The sequence below is a fragment of the Sphingopyxis sp. genome, from assembly GCF_965227415.1.
GTDB lineage: Bacteria > Pseudomonadota > Alphaproteobacteria > Sphingomonadales > Sphingomonadaceae > Sphingopyxis.
Window position 1 is genome coordinate 2,192,780 of sequence record NZ_OZ245749.1, and the last position, 14,667, is coordinate 2,207,446.

At 65.8% G+C, this 14,667-nt stretch carries 11 protein-coding genes; 5 read left to right on the forward strand and 6 right to left on the reverse strand.

Going from position 1 to position 14,667, the window contains the following annotated elements:
- Positions 1 to 115 precede the first annotated feature (115 nt).
- Positions 116 to 2,818 carry a M1 family aminopeptidase gene (locus ACO055_RS10735; RefSeq protein ID WP_422058861.1) on the forward strand — a complete coding sequence of 901 codons (2,703 nt, stop codon included), beginning with the start codon at positions 116 to 118 and terminating at the stop codon, positions 2,816 to 2,818.
- A gap of 21 nt (positions 2,819 to 2,839) precedes the next feature.
- Here ACO055_RS10735 and ACO055_RS10740 read toward each other — a convergent pair whose 3' ends face one another.
- From ACO055_RS10740 to hflK, 6 genes are all read right to left on the reverse strand, one after another.
- A complete protein-coding gene (locus tag ACO055_RS10740) occupies positions 2,840 to 3,286 on the reverse strand; it encodes a hypothetical protein (RefSeq protein WP_422058862.1) in 447 nt (148 codons plus the stop codon).
- 94 nt (positions 3,287 to 3,380) lie between these two features.
- On the reverse strand, positions 3,381 to 4,976 hold the full coding sequence (locus tag ACO055_RS10745) for a helicase HerA-like domain-containing protein (protein ID WP_422058863.1): 1,596 nt from the start codon (positions 4,974 to 4,976) through the stop codon (positions 3,381 to 3,383).
- 752 nt (positions 4,977 to 5,728) lie between these two features.
- Positions 5,729 to 6,097, reverse strand: a complete 369-nt coding sequence (locus ACO055_RS10750) for a VOC family protein (protein ID WP_422058864.1) — start codon at positions 6,095 to 6,097, stop codon at positions 5,729 to 5,731.
- Positions 6,098 to 6,217: 120 nt separating this feature from the next.
- On the reverse strand, positions 6,218 to 7,720 hold the full coding sequence (locus ACO055_RS10755) for a trypsin-like peptidase domain-containing protein (RefSeq protein WP_422058865.1): 1,503 nt from the start codon (positions 7,718 to 7,720) through the stop codon (positions 6,218 to 6,220).
- A 115-nt stretch (positions 7,721 to 7,835) separates the two neighbouring features.
- Positions 7,836 to 8,696, reverse strand: coding sequence for a protease modulator HflC (gene hflC / locus ACO055_RS10760; protein WP_422058866.1), 861 nt, complete (start codon positions 8,694 to 8,696; stop codon positions 7,836 to 7,838).
- Entirely contained in the window at positions 8,693 to 9,835 is a 1,143-nt protein-coding gene (gene hflK, locus ACO055_RS10765) for an FtsH protease activity modulator HflK (RefSeq protein WP_422058867.1), read from the reverse strand. The genes hflC and hflK overlap by 4 nt, the downstream gene beginning before the upstream one ends.
- A 103-nt stretch (positions 9,836 to 9,938) precedes the next feature.
- On the opposite strand from hflK, the gene ACO055_RS10770 reads away from it, so the two are divergent.
- Genes ACO055_RS10770 through hemH form a run of 4 tightly spaced genes read left to right on the forward strand, consistent with a single transcriptional unit; the run spans position 9,939 to position 14,665 of the window.
- Positions 9,939 to 10,916: an Mrp/NBP35 family ATP-binding protein gene (locus tag ACO055_RS10770; protein WP_422058868.1), complete on the forward strand. Its 978-nt coding sequence runs from the start codon at positions 9,939 to 9,941 to the stop codon at positions 10,914 to 10,916.
- Positions 10,916 to 11,338 (forward strand): CoA-binding protein, encoded by a 423-nt coding sequence (locus ACO055_RS10775; RefSeq protein WP_422062455.1) that lies wholly within the window; start codon positions 10,916 to 10,918, stop codon positions 11,336 to 11,338. Before ACO055_RS10770 ends, ACO055_RS10775 begins: the two co-directional genes overlap by 1 nt.
- A 43-nt stretch (positions 11,339 to 11,381) precedes the next feature.
- Positions 11,382 to 13,670, forward strand: a complete 2,289-nt coding sequence (locus ACO055_RS10780) for a molybdopterin cofactor-binding domain-containing protein (protein WP_422058869.1) — start codon at positions 11,382 to 11,384, stop codon at positions 13,668 to 13,670.
- Entirely contained in the window at positions 13,667 to 14,665 is a 999-nt protein-coding gene (gene hemH / locus ACO055_RS10785) for a ferrochelatase (RefSeq protein WP_422058870.1), read from the forward strand. The genes ACO055_RS10780 and hemH overlap by 4 nt, the downstream gene beginning before the upstream one ends.
- The last annotated feature ends 2 nt before the right edge of the window (positions 14,666 to 14,667 follow it).

Sequence of the window (14,667 nt, forward strand, 5' to 3'; positions counted from 1 at the left end):
TGCCTCATCGCGTGCCGTCTGTCGAGCCTCGACGACGGCCTGCCGAAAGGCGGCATCGCAGGGGCCGCGCCATCGGCCTTAGCCGGAGCCACAAAATCATACCGGGATCGCAACCATGACATTTTCGACACGCCATTTTCTCATTGCCGCCGTCTCGTCGCTCGGCCTCTCCGCCTGCGCAGCGCAGCCGGGGATCGAGCCTGCCGCCACTCGCGTCGCGGCCGCGCCCGCGCTGACCGGCGCCCCGCTCGATCCGAGCATACCGAGCCAGCTGCCGCGAATCGCGGCGCCTGTGCACTATGACGTCCGCGTGACGCCCGACGCGAAGGCGCTGACCTTCACCGCCGAGGCGGGGATCGACCTCGAACTGTACGAGCGGTCGACGACGCTGACGCTGAATGCGCTCGACCTCAATTTCGCGGGCGCGAGCCTGACGGGTGCCGACGGCAAAGCCATCGCGCTGACCGTCGCAACCGACGCCGCGGCGCAGACCGCCATCTTCACCGCGCCCGCGCCGCTCGCGCCCGGCAAATACCGGCTCGCCACCCGCTACGCCGGGGTGATCAACACCCAGGCGAACGGCCTGTTCGCGCTCGATTATCCGGACAAGGTCAGCGGCAACGAGGTGCGCGGGCTGTTCACCCAGTTCGAAGCCCCCGACGCCCGCCGCTTCGTCCCGAGCTTCGACGAACCGAGTTACAAGGCAACCTTCAGCCTGTCGGCGACGGTGCCCGCGGACGACCTCGCCGTCAGCAACATGCCCGTGATCAGCGAGACGCCCACCGCGGGCGGGCAAAAGACCGTGGTGTTCCAGACCTCGCCGAAAATGTCCTCCTACCTCCTCTTCTTCGCGACCGGCCATTTCGAACGGCTTGCCGCGAAGAGCGAAAGCGGCGCCGAAGTCGGCATCGTATCGCCCAGGGGATCGGGCGAGCAGGCGCGCTTCGCGCTCGACAGCCTCGGCCCGTTGCTGAGCTATTACCGCGACTATTTCGGCCAGCCCTATCCGCTGCCCAAGCTCGACAATGTCGCGGGGCCCGGCCAGTCGCAATTCTTCGGCGCGATGGAGAATTGGGGCGCGATCTTCACCTTCGAGCGCATCCTGCTCGACGACCCGAAGATCACCAGCGAAGCGACGCGGCAGGAAATCTACACGACGCAGGCGCATGAGGTCGCGCACCAGTGGTTCGGCGACCTTGTGACGATGGCGTGGTGGGACGACCTGTGGCTCAACGAAGGTTTCGCCAGCTGGATGGAAACCAAGGCGAGCGACCATTTCCACCCCGACTGGCAGCCCCTGCTCGACCGCGTCGGCGGCCGCGAGCGCGCGATGGCGCTCGACGCTTTCGCGACGACGCACCCGATCGTCCAGAAGATCCGCACCGTCGAGGACACCAACCAGGCGTTCGACACCATCACCTATCAAAAGGGCGAAGCGGTCATCACGATGCTCGAATCCTATGCGGGCGAGAATGTGTGGCGGGACGGACTGCGCGCGTACATGGAGACGCACAAATATGCGAACACCCGCACCGACGACTTGTGGAATGCGGTCGAATCGGCGGGGGCCAAGGGGCTGACCGCCATTGCGCATGATTTCACCAACCAGCCTGGCATTCCGTTGCTGCACGTCGGCGGCGTCGCTTGCGTGGGCGGCAACACGAGCGTCCAGCTGGTCCAGGGCGAGTTTTCGCGCGACCGCAAGGCCAGTGTCGATGCCGAAGGCCGCCGCTGGCAGGTGCCCGTTCTGGCGCGGGCCGGACAGGGCGTGGTGGCGCGGCAAGTGATCTCGGGCGGCGCGGGCACGCTGACCTTGCCCGGCTGCGGCCCGGTGCTGATCAACGCAGGTCAGGCCGGATATTACCGGACGCTCTATTCGCCCGCAGCGCTGGGCGCGCTGCGCAGCAGCTTCGCGGGTCTCGCGCCGATCGACCAGCTCGGGCTGCTCGGCGACAATTTCGCGCTGGCGAATGCCGGCTATCAGCCGATGGGCGCCGCGCTCGACCTGCTGGCCGCAACGCCGAAGGATGCGAACCAGAAAGTCATCGGCGATAGCGCCGGGCGCTACGAGACGCTTTACGGTCTGTTCGACGACCAGCCCGCCCTGCAGAAGCAGATCGTGTCGCGTGGCAGCGCGGCGCTGGCGCCGGCCATGCAGCGGCTCGGCTTCGACGTCCGCCGCGGCGAACCTGCGCTCGACAGCATCCTGCGCTCCGACCTCCTCGGCGCGCTGGGAACACTCGGCGATGCAAAACTGCTCGCCGAAGCGCGCCGCCGCTTCGCCTTGCTCGACAGCAATCCGGCCGCGCTCGACGGGCCGCTGAAATCGCGCTGGCTCGGCATCGTCGCCAGCAATGCGAGCCCGGCCGAATGGGACAAGCTGCGCGCGATGGCAAAGGGATCGAAGTCGGCAGTCGAACGCAGCGCCTTCTACACCTTGCTCGGCAATGCGAAGGACGCAGAGCTTGCGAAGCGCGCGCTCCAGCTCGCGCTCACCGACGAACCGGGCAAGACGGTCAGCGCCGCCATCATCGGTGCGGTGGCGCGAAGCCATGCCGAACTCGCGGTCGATTTTGCGCAGGCGAACCAAGCCGCGGTCGACCGGCTGATCGACGCCTCGGCGCGGGCGCGCTTCCTGGCCGGGCTGGCGTCTTCGTCGAATGATCCGGCGATGATCGCCAAGCTCGAACGGATTGCGGCGCCGCTGCCCGCCGATGTGCGCAAGCCCTATGACAAGACGATCGCCAGCCTGAAGGAACGCAGCGTGAGCCGCCCGCGGATCAAGGGCGAGGTCGCCGCCTGGCTGACGGCCCGGTAAGCGGATGCTGCGGCTGGCCGTTCATTCGGCCAGCTGCGGCGCTCCGGCAGGCATCGCGCTTTTCCATTCGGCGCGTGCCTTGCGGATCATCGCCTTCAGCGCATCGGCGTGGCGCTGCCACGCGGCGGCGGTTTCGGCGGTCCAGCTTGCCCCCGCCGCCGCGCCCAGTTCCTCGACCGTCATGTCGATGAAGGCGTCATATTCGGCGATCGGCAGCGCGCCATAGCTGCGATGGGTGAACACCAGTTCGGCGACGAGCGGCCAGACCCATGCTTCGCCCTGCGCCAACCCGAACATCATCTGCAGCGTCTCGTCGGTCATGCGCCGCGACGCGGCGTCGACCGATATGAAGCTGGGACGGCGCTCGGGAAAAGCGGCGAAGAAACGCTCGAACAGCGACAAGCGGATGTCGGCGTCGGCGTCGGCAGCGGCGATCAGGCTCGCCTCCATCAACGCCGCATCGTTCAAATTTGTGCCCCCACATGACCGGTCATCCCGGCGAAGGCCGGGACCTTTCCGTCGAGATCACGGCCTTTGCCGGGATGACGAACAGGATGGTGCGTCATTTGAACAGGCTGCCGAGGATGCCGCGCATCAGCTGGCCGCCGAACTTGCCCGCGACCTGGCGGCCGAGGTTCGTCGCCGCCGACCGCGCTGCCGACTGGACCATCTTCTCGGCAAAGCTCGGCTTTGCGGCCTCGCGCGCCGCGACCTTTTCCTGTTGCAGGCGTATACGCTCGTCGGCGGCCTTCTGCTTGGCTTCTTCCTTCGCGGCAATCGCGGCCTGCTTGTCGGCTTCGACCTGCGCCTTCGCTTCGACCGCTGCGGCCTGCGCCTGATCCGCCTTGGCGGCGAGCAGTTCCTCGGCGCTCTCGCGGTCGACGGCAGTGTCATATTTGCCTTCGACCGGCGAGATCGATTTGATGATCGCGCGTTCCTTGGCGTCGAGCGGCCCCGCGCGCGAACAGGGTGCCTTGATCAGCGTGCGCTCGACCGGCGAGGGCGCGCCGTCGGCCATCAGCAACGAGACGAGCGCTTCGCCGACCTTGAGTTCGGTGATCTCGCGTTCGACATTGACCTTCGGGTTCGGACGGAAGGTGTCGGCCGCGGCCTTCACCGCCTTCTGGTCGCGCGGGGTGAACGCGCGGAGCGCATGCTGGACGCGGTTGCCAAGCTGGCCGGCGATCGTTTCGGGAACGTCGATCGGATTCTGCGTGACGAAATAGACGCCGATGCCCTTCGAACGGATCAGGCGCACGACCTGCTCGATCTTTTCGGTCAGCGCGGGCGGCGCGTCGTCGAACAGCAGATGCGCCTCGTCGAAGAAGAAGACGAGCTTCGGCTTGTCGGGGTCGCCGACCTCGGGAAGCGTCTCGAACATTTCGGACAGCAGCCAGAGCAGGAAGGTCGCATAGAGCTTTGGGCTCGCCATCAGCTTGTCGGCGGCGAGGATGTTGACATAGCCGCGGCCATTTTCGTCGCAGCGGATCATGTCCTGGATGTCGAGCGCGGGTTCGCCGAAGAAATGTTCGCCGCCCTGGCTTTCCAGCGTCAACAGCTGGCGCTGGATCGTCCCGACGGTCGCTTTCGACACATTGCCGTATTTGGTCGTCAGCTCATCGGCATTCTCGGCGCACCAAACGAGCATCGCCTGCAGGTCGCCCATGTCGAGGAGGAGCAGATTCTGTTCGTCGGCGACGCGGAATGCGATCGCAAGCACGCCTTCCTGCACTTCGTTCAGACCCATCAGCCGCGCGAGAAGCAGCGGCCCCATTTCGGAAATGGTCGTGCGGATCGGATGGCCCTGCTCACCAAACAGATCCCAGAAGATCACCGGATTGTCGTGATAGGCCCAGCCGGTGTCGCCGATCTCGGCCGCCCGCGCCGCGAAAATCTCGTGCATCTTCGATGTCGGGCTGCCCGCCATCGCCATGCCGGCCAGATCGCCCTTCACATCGGCGACGAATACCGGGACGCCGACTTCCGAAAAACCCTCGGCGAGTCCCTGCAACGTCACCGTCTTGCCCGTGCCGGTGGCGCCGGCGATCAGCCCATGGCGATTGGCGCGCTTGAGCACCAGCGACTGGCGCGGGCCATCGGGAGCTCCGCCGCCGCCCAGGCCGATATAGATTTCGGTCGCTTCGCTACCGTCGCTCACTGTGTTTTTCCTCCGCTTGGGCACCTGTCCATCGGTCTAGAACGGCAGGGCAAGTCAGGCAATCGGCAAACCCCGGAGCGGCGTCGGCGTCCGATCGAAGAAGGAGCGGCGGAAAACTGCACAACTTCATTCGCAAATCGCATTTCGCGGCGATACGGGCGGACCACAACCCCGGGTGTTAAAGCCACAAAAGCCCCGCATGAACGGACCGAAATTGTGGCTTTTGCGGCTTTAGCGGGCGGGATCGGGAACGGCGCAGTTCCGAACGCGCGCATCGCGACAAGGGGAGGCCGGCGGGTCATCGTGCAGACTAGATCATGCCGCGATTTTATAGGAAAGGCTTTTCGCATGGCGACGCGGCGGAGGGCCGCCACTCCACCATCGGCTTCGCGGCAGCGAGCATCATCGCTCGTCACTCCGGGCTTGATCGGCGGTCAATTCCTTGAGGCAAGCAGCTGTTCACCGGCGAAGGCCGGGGTCCAGAGCTTTTGCAGGCAAACAGGGCAGTGTCGCGCTCTGCGCCCCGGCCTTCGCCGGGGAACAGATGCTTGCCCGATGGGTACAGACGCCGACTTGATCCGGAGTCCATGATTTCAGCGCTGCGGTGGATCCCGGATCGAGTCCGGGATGACGAAGGGATGAGGGATGCCGACGGGCTGAAAGATGACGAAGCGTTGAAGGATGACGACGCGTTGAAGGATGTCGAAGGGCTGAAAGCCACCCCGAAACCGAAGCCGCCGCCGGTCGCCCCGTCACCCCATGATGAAGGCGTTGAGCTTGTTTCCGTCGGGGTCGCGGAAATAGCCCGCATAGAAACCCTCGCCGCGCGGTCCCGGAGGGCCTTCGCAGGTGCCGCCATTGGCGAGCGCGAGGTCGTAGAGGCGCTGGACCTGCGCTTCGTCCCTGGCTTCGAGCGCGACCATGACGCCGTTGCCGACCGTCGCCACATTGCCGTCGAACGGCTTCGTCAGCCCGATACCCGCGCCGCCGCCCGGCTTGCCCCACGCGATGAAGCCGTCGAACTCCATCATCCGCGGCGTGTCGAGCTCGCCCGCGATCGCGTCATAGAAAACCGCCGCCTTGGCGAGGTCTTGCGTCCCAAGCGTCACATATCCGATCATGATCCATCTCCAGACTCGTGTTTATCGGAACATAGTAAGAACATTATGCCGCGCAGGCAAGAAAAAGGGCGCCGGACCGAAAGATCACGGCGCCCTTGTTCGAGCGGCAGAATAGCGCCCTTACGGCTTGATACGCAGCGCGACGTCCAACGACGGCCCGCCGCGGCGCAGCACCTCGATCAGCACCGCTTCGCGGCCGGCGGCCTTCGCGGCGGCGATCGCCTTCGACAGCCCGTCGCTGGTCGTAATCGGCGTACGGGCGTTGCCCGCACTCAGGATGATGTCGCCGCGACGCAGACCCTTGCGGCCCGCGTCGCTGTTCGCCGACACCGCGCCAATGACGAGGCCCTTCGTCGTCGCATCGACGCCGACCGCGCGCGCGATATCAGCGGTGAGCGGCTGGACCGCAAGTCCGAGCTGATTCTGGATCGCGGTATCGGCGGCGCCCTTTGGATCCTCGGGCATCGTCTGATCTTCTTCGGGGTCGAAGGTCGTGCCTGCAAGCTGCTCCTCGGGCGGACGTGTACCGACGACGGCGTAGAGCGTCATCGTCTTGCCGTCGCGAATGACCTCGAGCGGGATGCGCGTTCCGGGCTTGGTGTTCGCGACGATGAAGGACAAAGTCTGTGAGGGTGTCACATCCTTGCCGTTCACCTTGGTCACGACGTCGCCGCGCTTCAGTCCGGCCTTCTCACCCGCCTGGCCCTCTTCCAGACGGCCGATACGTTCGCCGCGATCCTTTGGCAGACCGAGCGCCGCCGCCATATCCTCGTCGACCGGCGCGATGCCGATGCCCAGATAGCCGCGCTGGATCTTTTCGCCCGACTTGAGCGAATTGATCACGGGGATCGCCGCTTCGGCAGGAATCGCGAAATTGACGCCGATGTTCGCGCCGACGGGCGAGATCAGCATATTGTTGATGCCGACGACATTGCCGTGCAGGTCGAACAGCGGACCGCCCGAATTGCCGCGGTTGATCGCGGTATCGGTCTGGATATAGCGATCATAGGCGCCGCCGCCGCCAAGGTTGCGCTGCACGGCGGAGATGATCCCCGCGGTCACCGTCGAGCCGAGGCCGAGCGGGTTGCCGATCGCGACGACCCAATCGCCGACGCGCGCCTGGCTGCTGTCGGCGAACTTCACGAACGGCAGGCCGGTCGCGTCGATCTTGAGCAGTGCAAGGTCGGACGCCGTGTCGCGGCCGACGATCGTCGCCTTATATTCCTTGCCGTTGGTCAGCGTGACCGCGACCTGGTTCACCGCCTCGCCGCGCGGGCCGCCGGTGACGACATGGTTGTTCGTAACGATATAGCCGTCGGCGGAGATCAGGAAGCCCGAGCCGCCGCCCTGCTGTTCCTGCGTGACGGGCTCGCGCGTCCCCGCGAAGGGGTCGATCCGTACGCCTAGCGTGACTTCCTGCTTGGTCGAGATGTTGACCACCGCGGGCTGGAGCTGTTCGACAAGGTCGGCGAAGCTTTCGGGGGCGCCGGCGCGCGGGACCGCTTTCGCAATCTCGCTGCGTTCATTCTGCGCGACCTGCGCGATGACGGGCGACTGGGTGACGAGCGCCAGCGCGGTGCCACCCACCAGCAAGGCCGAAGTGATGCCATAAACATAACGCACGATCGCAATTCCTTTTCTCTTGCGAAAATTCTAACCCCGGCAGGCCGCTATCTGCTCACCGCAGGCTGAACGACGTTTGAACATGAACGACGGTTGCAACCGCCGTTCATGTTTCTCAATTGCCGCGAAACTGGCGCAGATATTCGCTGTTCGGCGACAGGATGATCGAATTGTCCGCGCCCTTGGCGGCGTCGCTCAGGAAGGTTTGCCGATAGCTCTGCATCGCCCGGTAGAAATCATAGAATTGCGCGTCCTTGCCATAGGCTTCGGCATAGATGCGCGCTGCCTCGGCATCGGCGTTGCCGCGGATGATCTGCGCTTCCTTCTGGCCGAGCGCGCGGATCGCGACCGCTTCCTGCTCGCGCGCCGACCGCATGCGATTGAACGCGGCGTCAAGCGGGGTGCCGGTGGGCAGGTCGGCACGCTTGATGCGCACGTCGATGACCTCGGCGCCATAGCGCCGCGCCTCGCGGTTCAGGGCATTCTGGATGTTGGTCATCACATTGCCGCGCTCGGCCGACAGCAGCGAGGCAAAGCTGCGCTTACCCAGTTCGTTGCGGAGCGACGACCCGAGGATCGAGGTCAGCTGGCCCTTCAGATTCTCCTCGGAGCGGATCGAGGTATAGGTGCGCGAGGGATTGGTGATGCGGAACCGCGCAAAGGCATCGACTTCGAGCAGATATTGGTCGGTCGTCAGCACGCGTTCGTTCTGCATGTTCGCGCCGAGGATCCGCTTGTCGAAGAACACGACCGAGTCGAAGAAGGGAATACGCGCGACGAGGCCCGCGCCCGAACTGCCGAAGCGCTCGTTCGGCTTATACTGGTTCACGACGCTGTTGATCTGGCCATAGCGGATGATCAGCGCCTGCTTGTCTTCGGGCACGATCACCAGCGTCAGGCTGGCGATCACCAGCAAGACGACGACGGCGAACAACAGCCGCAGCGGGCGCGACAGGACGGTGTCGAAAAAGTTCATTGTCCGCCCTCCGTCACCGGCGCAGCCCGGCGCCGAAGCTCCGGAAGCGGAAGATAGGGCGTCACGCCGCCCGATTCGACAATCACCTTGTTCACCGGCGCCAGCACCTGTTCCATCGTTTCATAATAAAGCCGTCGCTTGGTCACCTCGGGCGCCAGCTTGTACTGCTCGTACAGCTTGTCGAACTCGGCCGCGGCACCGCGCGCACGCTCAAGCTGCGCGCTCGCATAGGCTTCGGCTTCGTTGATGTTCGATTCGCGTTCCTGCTGCGCCGCCGTCACCTTGTTGAAGGCATCGGTGACCTGTTCGGGCTGCACCGCGCGCTGCAACTGGATCGCCTCGATCGTCACGCCGGCGCGATATTTGTCGAGCAGCTGCTGCATGCGCGCGCGCACTTCGCTTTCGATACCGGCACGACGCGGGCCGATCGCATCGGTGAGCGTGTAATTGGCAACCGTCGCGCGCATCGCGCTTTCGGCGACCTCGCGGATGGTGTTTTCCTGATCGGCGATCTGGAACAGATATTGGTGCGGATCGCGCACCCGCCAGCGCACTTCATAACCCAGATTGATGATATTCTGATCCTGCGTCAGCACGAAATTCTGCGAATCATTGCTCGTCGCACCGATCTTGAGCTCGCGAATCGACTGCACATCCTCGATCTGAACGCGCTCGAACGGCTCGGGAAGCTTGAAATTGATGCCCGGGACCATCGTGCGCGAATAGCTGCCGAACGTGGTCACGACGCCCGCCTGACCTTCGCCGATCACCTTGACCGACGAGAAGACGAGCCAGACGAGCACCAGCCCGCCGATCCCCCATTTCCAGAGTTTCGCCGAATCGCCGAAGTTGAAGCCGCCGCCGCCACCCGAGCCGCCGCCGCCGAAACCGCCGCGCCCCTTGCGCAGCAGTTCGTCGAGCGCCGAAGGGCCGCGCGGCTTGCGCGGACGCGCCGGATCGGCGGGGTCTGGCGTCACCCACGGGTTGCGCGGGCCCGGACGTTCACCGTCGCCGCCCTTGTCACCCTTGCCGCCTTTTGGCCCCCATGGACTGTTCGCCATCAGGCTGATCTGGTGGAAAAAATGCCGCAATCCCCCCGGGGTGCGGCTTTCCATACTGCCGTCATTTTCGTTGCTCATGCCTGCTTTTATAGGGAGAGCGAGCGCGATTAACAGGGGTCGCAAAAAAATCACTGGCGAAAATGGCTGGCATTCATGGTCGCCATGCCTATCTGCCCCAGACATGACCGACACCGCACCTCTCGCCAGTATCGCCACCGACCTCAGCGGCGGCCGCACCTCCGGCCTGCGCTTCCTCGACGGCGACGGCACGCTCGCCATCGTCCTGGATGTCACGGGACTTGCCGAAGACGAGCGCAAACCGCTCGAGGAGACATTGCGCGCCGGCCTGCTCGCCCGGCCCGGCGTGACCTCGGTGCGCGTCGCGATGACCGCCGAGCGCCGCGGCCTGACGATCGTCGCGGTCGGCAGCGGCAAGGGCGGAGTCGGCAAATCGACTCTCGCCGCCAATCTGGCCGTTGCGCTCCAGCGCCGCGGCATGAAGGTCGGGCTGGTCGATGCCGACATCTACGGCCCGTCGCAGCCGCGCCTGATGGACAGCGAAGGCGTCAAACCCGAATCGCGCGGATCGAAGCTGGTCCCCGTTCCCAACGCCTATGGCGTCCCGATGCTGTCGACCGGACAGATCGCCGCGCCCGGTCAGGCGATCGCCTGGCGCGGCCCGATGGCCGGCAAAGCGCTCGAACAGCTGATCGACGCGAGCTGGGGCGACATCGACACGCTGATCGTCGACCTGCCGCCGGGAACCGGCGACGTCCAGCTCACGATGATCCAGAAGCACAAGCCCGCGGGCGCCGTGATCATCTCGACCCCGCAGGACCTGGCGCTGATGGACGCAACGCGCGCGATCGGCTTTTTCGAGCAGGCCGACGTGCCGCTGATCGGGCTGGTCGAGAATATGGCGGGCTATGCCTGCCCGCATTGCGGCGAGATCAGCGATCCGTTCGGCAGCGGCGGCGCCGAAGCGGCGGCAAAGGTGATGGGACTTGATTTCCTGGGCCGCGTGCCGCTGTCGATGGGCATCCGGCTGGCGAGTGACGGCGGCGTGCCGCCCGCGGCCGGAACCGACCCGCAGGGCGAACCGTTCCATGCGATAGCGGCCAAGGTCGCCGACTGGCTGGACGCACGAAAGGGCAAATGATGGCGATCAACGACGACCAGGACATCCGCGAGCTGCTGGGCCAGCCGCGCCGCATCGCCGTCGTCGGCGCTTCGCCCAATCCGGCGCGCCCCTCGAACGGCGTCCTCGGCTTTCTCGTCGCGCAGGGACATGACGTGATCGCGGTCAATCCGGGCCATGCCGGAAGCACCATCCATGGCGCTCCGGTCGTCGCGAACCTCGCCAATGTCGAGCCGCCGGCCGAGATCGTCGACATCTTTCGCAACAGCGCCGATGCCGGCGCCGCGGTCGACGAAGCGATCGTGCACGGAGCCAAGGCCGTGTGGCTGCAGATCGGCGTGATCGACGAAGCCGCCGCCAAACGCGCCGAAGCGGCGGGGCTGACGGTCGTGATGGACCGCTGTCCGAAGATCGAGATTCCCCGGCTGGGCCTTCTACGCTGATTTTCTTTGCGCCGATTCCCGCCGCTGACTATCAGCAGCGGGCATGACCGGCATCAGGGACAAAGTGGGGCAAAACCAGTCGCGACTGCCGCATGTCAGTCGCCGTTCGATCCTGGTGGGCGCGACCGCGGCGGGCGGTCTTGCGATCGCCTGGACACTCTGGCCGCGTGACTATCAGCCCAATCTGACCGCCGCGAAGGGCGAGCATGTCTTCAACGCCTTTCTGAAAATCGGCGACGACGGCCATATCGCGATGGTCGTCCCGCAATGCGAGATGGGTCAGGGCATTACCACCTTGTTGCCGCAGATCATGGCCGACGAACTCGGCGCCGACTGGCGCACGATTGCGGTCGAAACCGCGCCGATCAGCCCGCTCTATACCAACATATTGCTCGTCGACGAGGATAGCGCGACCTTCATGCCGCGCCGCTTCGTTCCCGATTTCGTATCCGACGTGCGCGGTTGGGCGCGGCGCGAATGGGCCGTACGCCACGCGGTGATGCTCACCGCGAACTCGTCGTCGGTGCGCATGTTCGAGGGACCCTGCCGCGCCGCAGCGGCGCAGACGCGCGCGCTGTTGATGATGGCGGCCGCGCGGCGCTGGGATACCGATTGGGAGCAATGCGACACGCAGGACGGCTTCGTCACATTCGGCAAGAAAAAGCTGCGCTTTGCCGAGGTCGCCGCCGCGGCAGCGCTGCTCGAACCGCCCGCCGAGCCGGTCTATCGCGCATCGAGCGCCGACCCGCTTTATGGCAAGGAACTGACGCGGCTCGACCTGCCCGCAAAGATCGACGGATCGGCCAATTACGCGGGCGACATCCGCCTGCCCGACATGGTCTTTGCCGCGATCCGCCAAGGTCCGCTGGGCGCTACGCGATTGAAGAGTATCGACCGCAAGGCGGGGATGAAATCGCCCGGCCTGCTCCATATCGTCGAGCATGAACGCTGGCTCGCGACGGTCGCGCGCAACTGGTGGGCCGCGAACAATGCGCTCGACCATTTTGCGCCGGTTTTTGAGACCAAAGGCGCGCCGATCGCCTCGGGCCGCATCGACAAGGCGCTGAAAGCCGCGCTCAAGGACGGTGGCTATCGCATCCGCCAGAATGGCGATGTCGCCGAAGCGATGGAGGGACGCTCCAGGATTTCGGCGCTTTATGCCGTCGCCCCCGCGCTCCACGCGCCGATCGAAACGCGCACGGCGACCGCGGCGCCCGACGGCAACCGCCTGCGCGTCTGGGTCGCGACACAGGCACCCGCGCAATGCCGCGATGCGATTGCACGCGCGACGGGACTGTCCGAATCGAGCGTCACCCTGTTTCCGATGATGGCGGGCGGATCGTTCGATGCATGCCTGGACCATAGCGTCGCCGTGCAGGCCGCGATCATCGCGCTTCAGGTGAAACGCCCCGTGCAGCTCGCCTGGTCGCGCGCCGAGGAAATCATGCGCGACATCCCCCGCGCCCCTGCGCGCGCGCGAATGACCGCTACGCTGAACGCCGCGGGCGGGATCGACGCGCTCGTCGCGCGCATTGCCGTGCCACCGAGCACGCATGAATTTCGCGACCGGCTGTTCGACAACACGCCCCCCGACGTCGCGCAGCGCGCCGCAGCGGGCGCGGCCGATGCCGTCGCGGTCGAGGGGCTCGCGACCCCCTATTCGATCAACCATTTTGCCGTCGACCATTGCCCCGCCGATATCGGTCTGCCGACCGGCCGTTGGCGCGGCAACGCCGACAGCTACACGGCCTTTTTCACCGAATGTTTCATCGACGAGATGGCGACGCGCGCCAGCAGCGACGCTCTGTCCTATCGCATGGCGATGCTCGGCCAGTCACCGCTGCTCGCGCGCTGCCTGCTTACCGCGACCAGCCTGGGCGGTTGGGAAGGCGGCGTTTCGGGCACCGCGCAGGGGCTTGCCTGCCATAGCATGCGCGGCAGCCATATCGCGCTGATGGCGACCGCGCGGCCGGGCGAGAATGGGCTGCAGGTCGAACAGCTGGTCGCGGTCGTCGATGCCGGTCGCCTGGTGAACCCGGCGATCGCGCGCCAGCAGATCGAAGGCGGCCTGATCTTTGGCCTTGCCGCTGCGGTGGGCGCGACCACCGATTATGAAGGCGGGATCGCGACGGCGCGCAAATTCGGTCAACTGGGCCTGCCGCGCCTGTCGCAAAGCCCCAAAATCCTGGTCGAATTCATCGACAGCGACCGCGACCCCGGCGGCGTCGGCGAGATCGGCGTTCCGGTCGTCGCCCCGGCCATCGCCAACGCAATGGCGGCCGCGACCGGGCGCCGCATCCGCCGCCTGCCGCTTTCGGCGCAGCCCCTGTGACCGTGCGTCCCGATGGCCACCCTGCGATCGCCGACCCGCGAATAGGCGTTCTGCTCGTCAATCTGGGCACGCCCGACGCGCCGACGCCGCAGGCCGTCCGCCGGTATTTGAAGCAGTTCCTTTCCGACCGGCGGGTGGTCGAGATCCCGGCCTTGATCTGGCAGCCGATCCTGCGCGGGATCATCCTGAACACGCGGCCGAAGAAATCGGCGCATGCCTATGCGCAGGTGTGGACCGACGAAGGCTCCCCGCTTGGAGCGATCACCCGCCGCCAGGCGCAGGCGCTGCAAGCGCGCGCCGACGGCATCGTCAGCGTCGCGCACGCAATGCGCTATGGCCAGCCCGCAATCGGACCGGCAATCGACGCACTGGCCGCCGCGGGATGCCGCCGCATCCTCGTCGCCCCGCTCTATCCGCAATATTGTTCCGCAACCACCGCGACCGTGGTCGATGCGGTCCATGCGCATCTGGCAACATTGCGCTGGCAGCCTGCCTTGCGCGTCCTGCCGCCGTATCACGACGACGCGTCCTATATCGACGCACTGAAGACGTCGGTGGAGGGCGGGCTGGCCACGCTCGATTTTGTCCCCGACGTGCTGGTCGCGAGCTTCCACGGAATGCCCGAGCGCACACTGCACCTGGGCGATCCCTATCATTGCCAGTGCCGCAAGACCGCGCGGCTTTTGTCCGATGCGCTCGGCCGCCCGGTCGAGGTCGCGTTCCAGTCGCGCTTCGGGCGCGCCAAATGGCTGGAACCCGCAACCGACGTCACATTGGCGCGACTTGGCGGCGAGGGCAAAAGCGTCGCGATCTTCGCGCCCGGTTTCGCTGCCGATTGCCTTGAAACGTTGGAAGAACTCGCGATCCGCGGCCAGGAACAATTCGTCGCCGCGGGCGGAACCCGTTTTGCCTATCTGCCGTGCCTCAACGATAGCGCGCCTGGCATGGCGATGCTGGAGGCGCTGGTCCGGCGCGAACTGGGCGGATGGCTTTGAAA

Coding starts and splice junctions, on each gene's coding strand:
- ACO055_RS10735 (WP_422058861.1), top strand. CDS start 116: ATGACATTTTCGACACGCCATTTTCTCATTGCCGCCGTCTCGTCGCTC.
- ACO055_RS10750 (WP_422058864.1), bottom strand. CDS start 6,097: ATGATCGGATATGTGACGCTTGGGACGCAAGACCTCGCCAAGGCGGCG.
- hflC (WP_422058866.1), bottom strand. CDS start 8,696: ATGAACTTTTTCGACACCGTCCTGTCGCGCCCGCTGCGGCTGTTGTTC.
- hflK (WP_422058867.1), bottom strand. CDS start 9,835: ATGAGCAACGAAAATGACGGCAGTATGGAAAGCCGCACCCCGGGGGGA.
- ACO055_RS10770 (WP_422058868.1), top strand. CDS start 9,939: ATGACCGACACCGCACCTCTCGCCAGTATCGCCACCGACCTCAGCGGC.
- ACO055_RS10775 (WP_422062455.1), top strand. CDS start 10,916: ATGGCGATCAACGACGACCAGGACATCCGCGAGCTGCTGGGCCAGCCG.
- ACO055_RS10780 (WP_422058869.1), top strand. CDS start 11,382: ATGACCGGCATCAGGGACAAAGTGGGGCAAAACCAGTCGCGACTGCCG.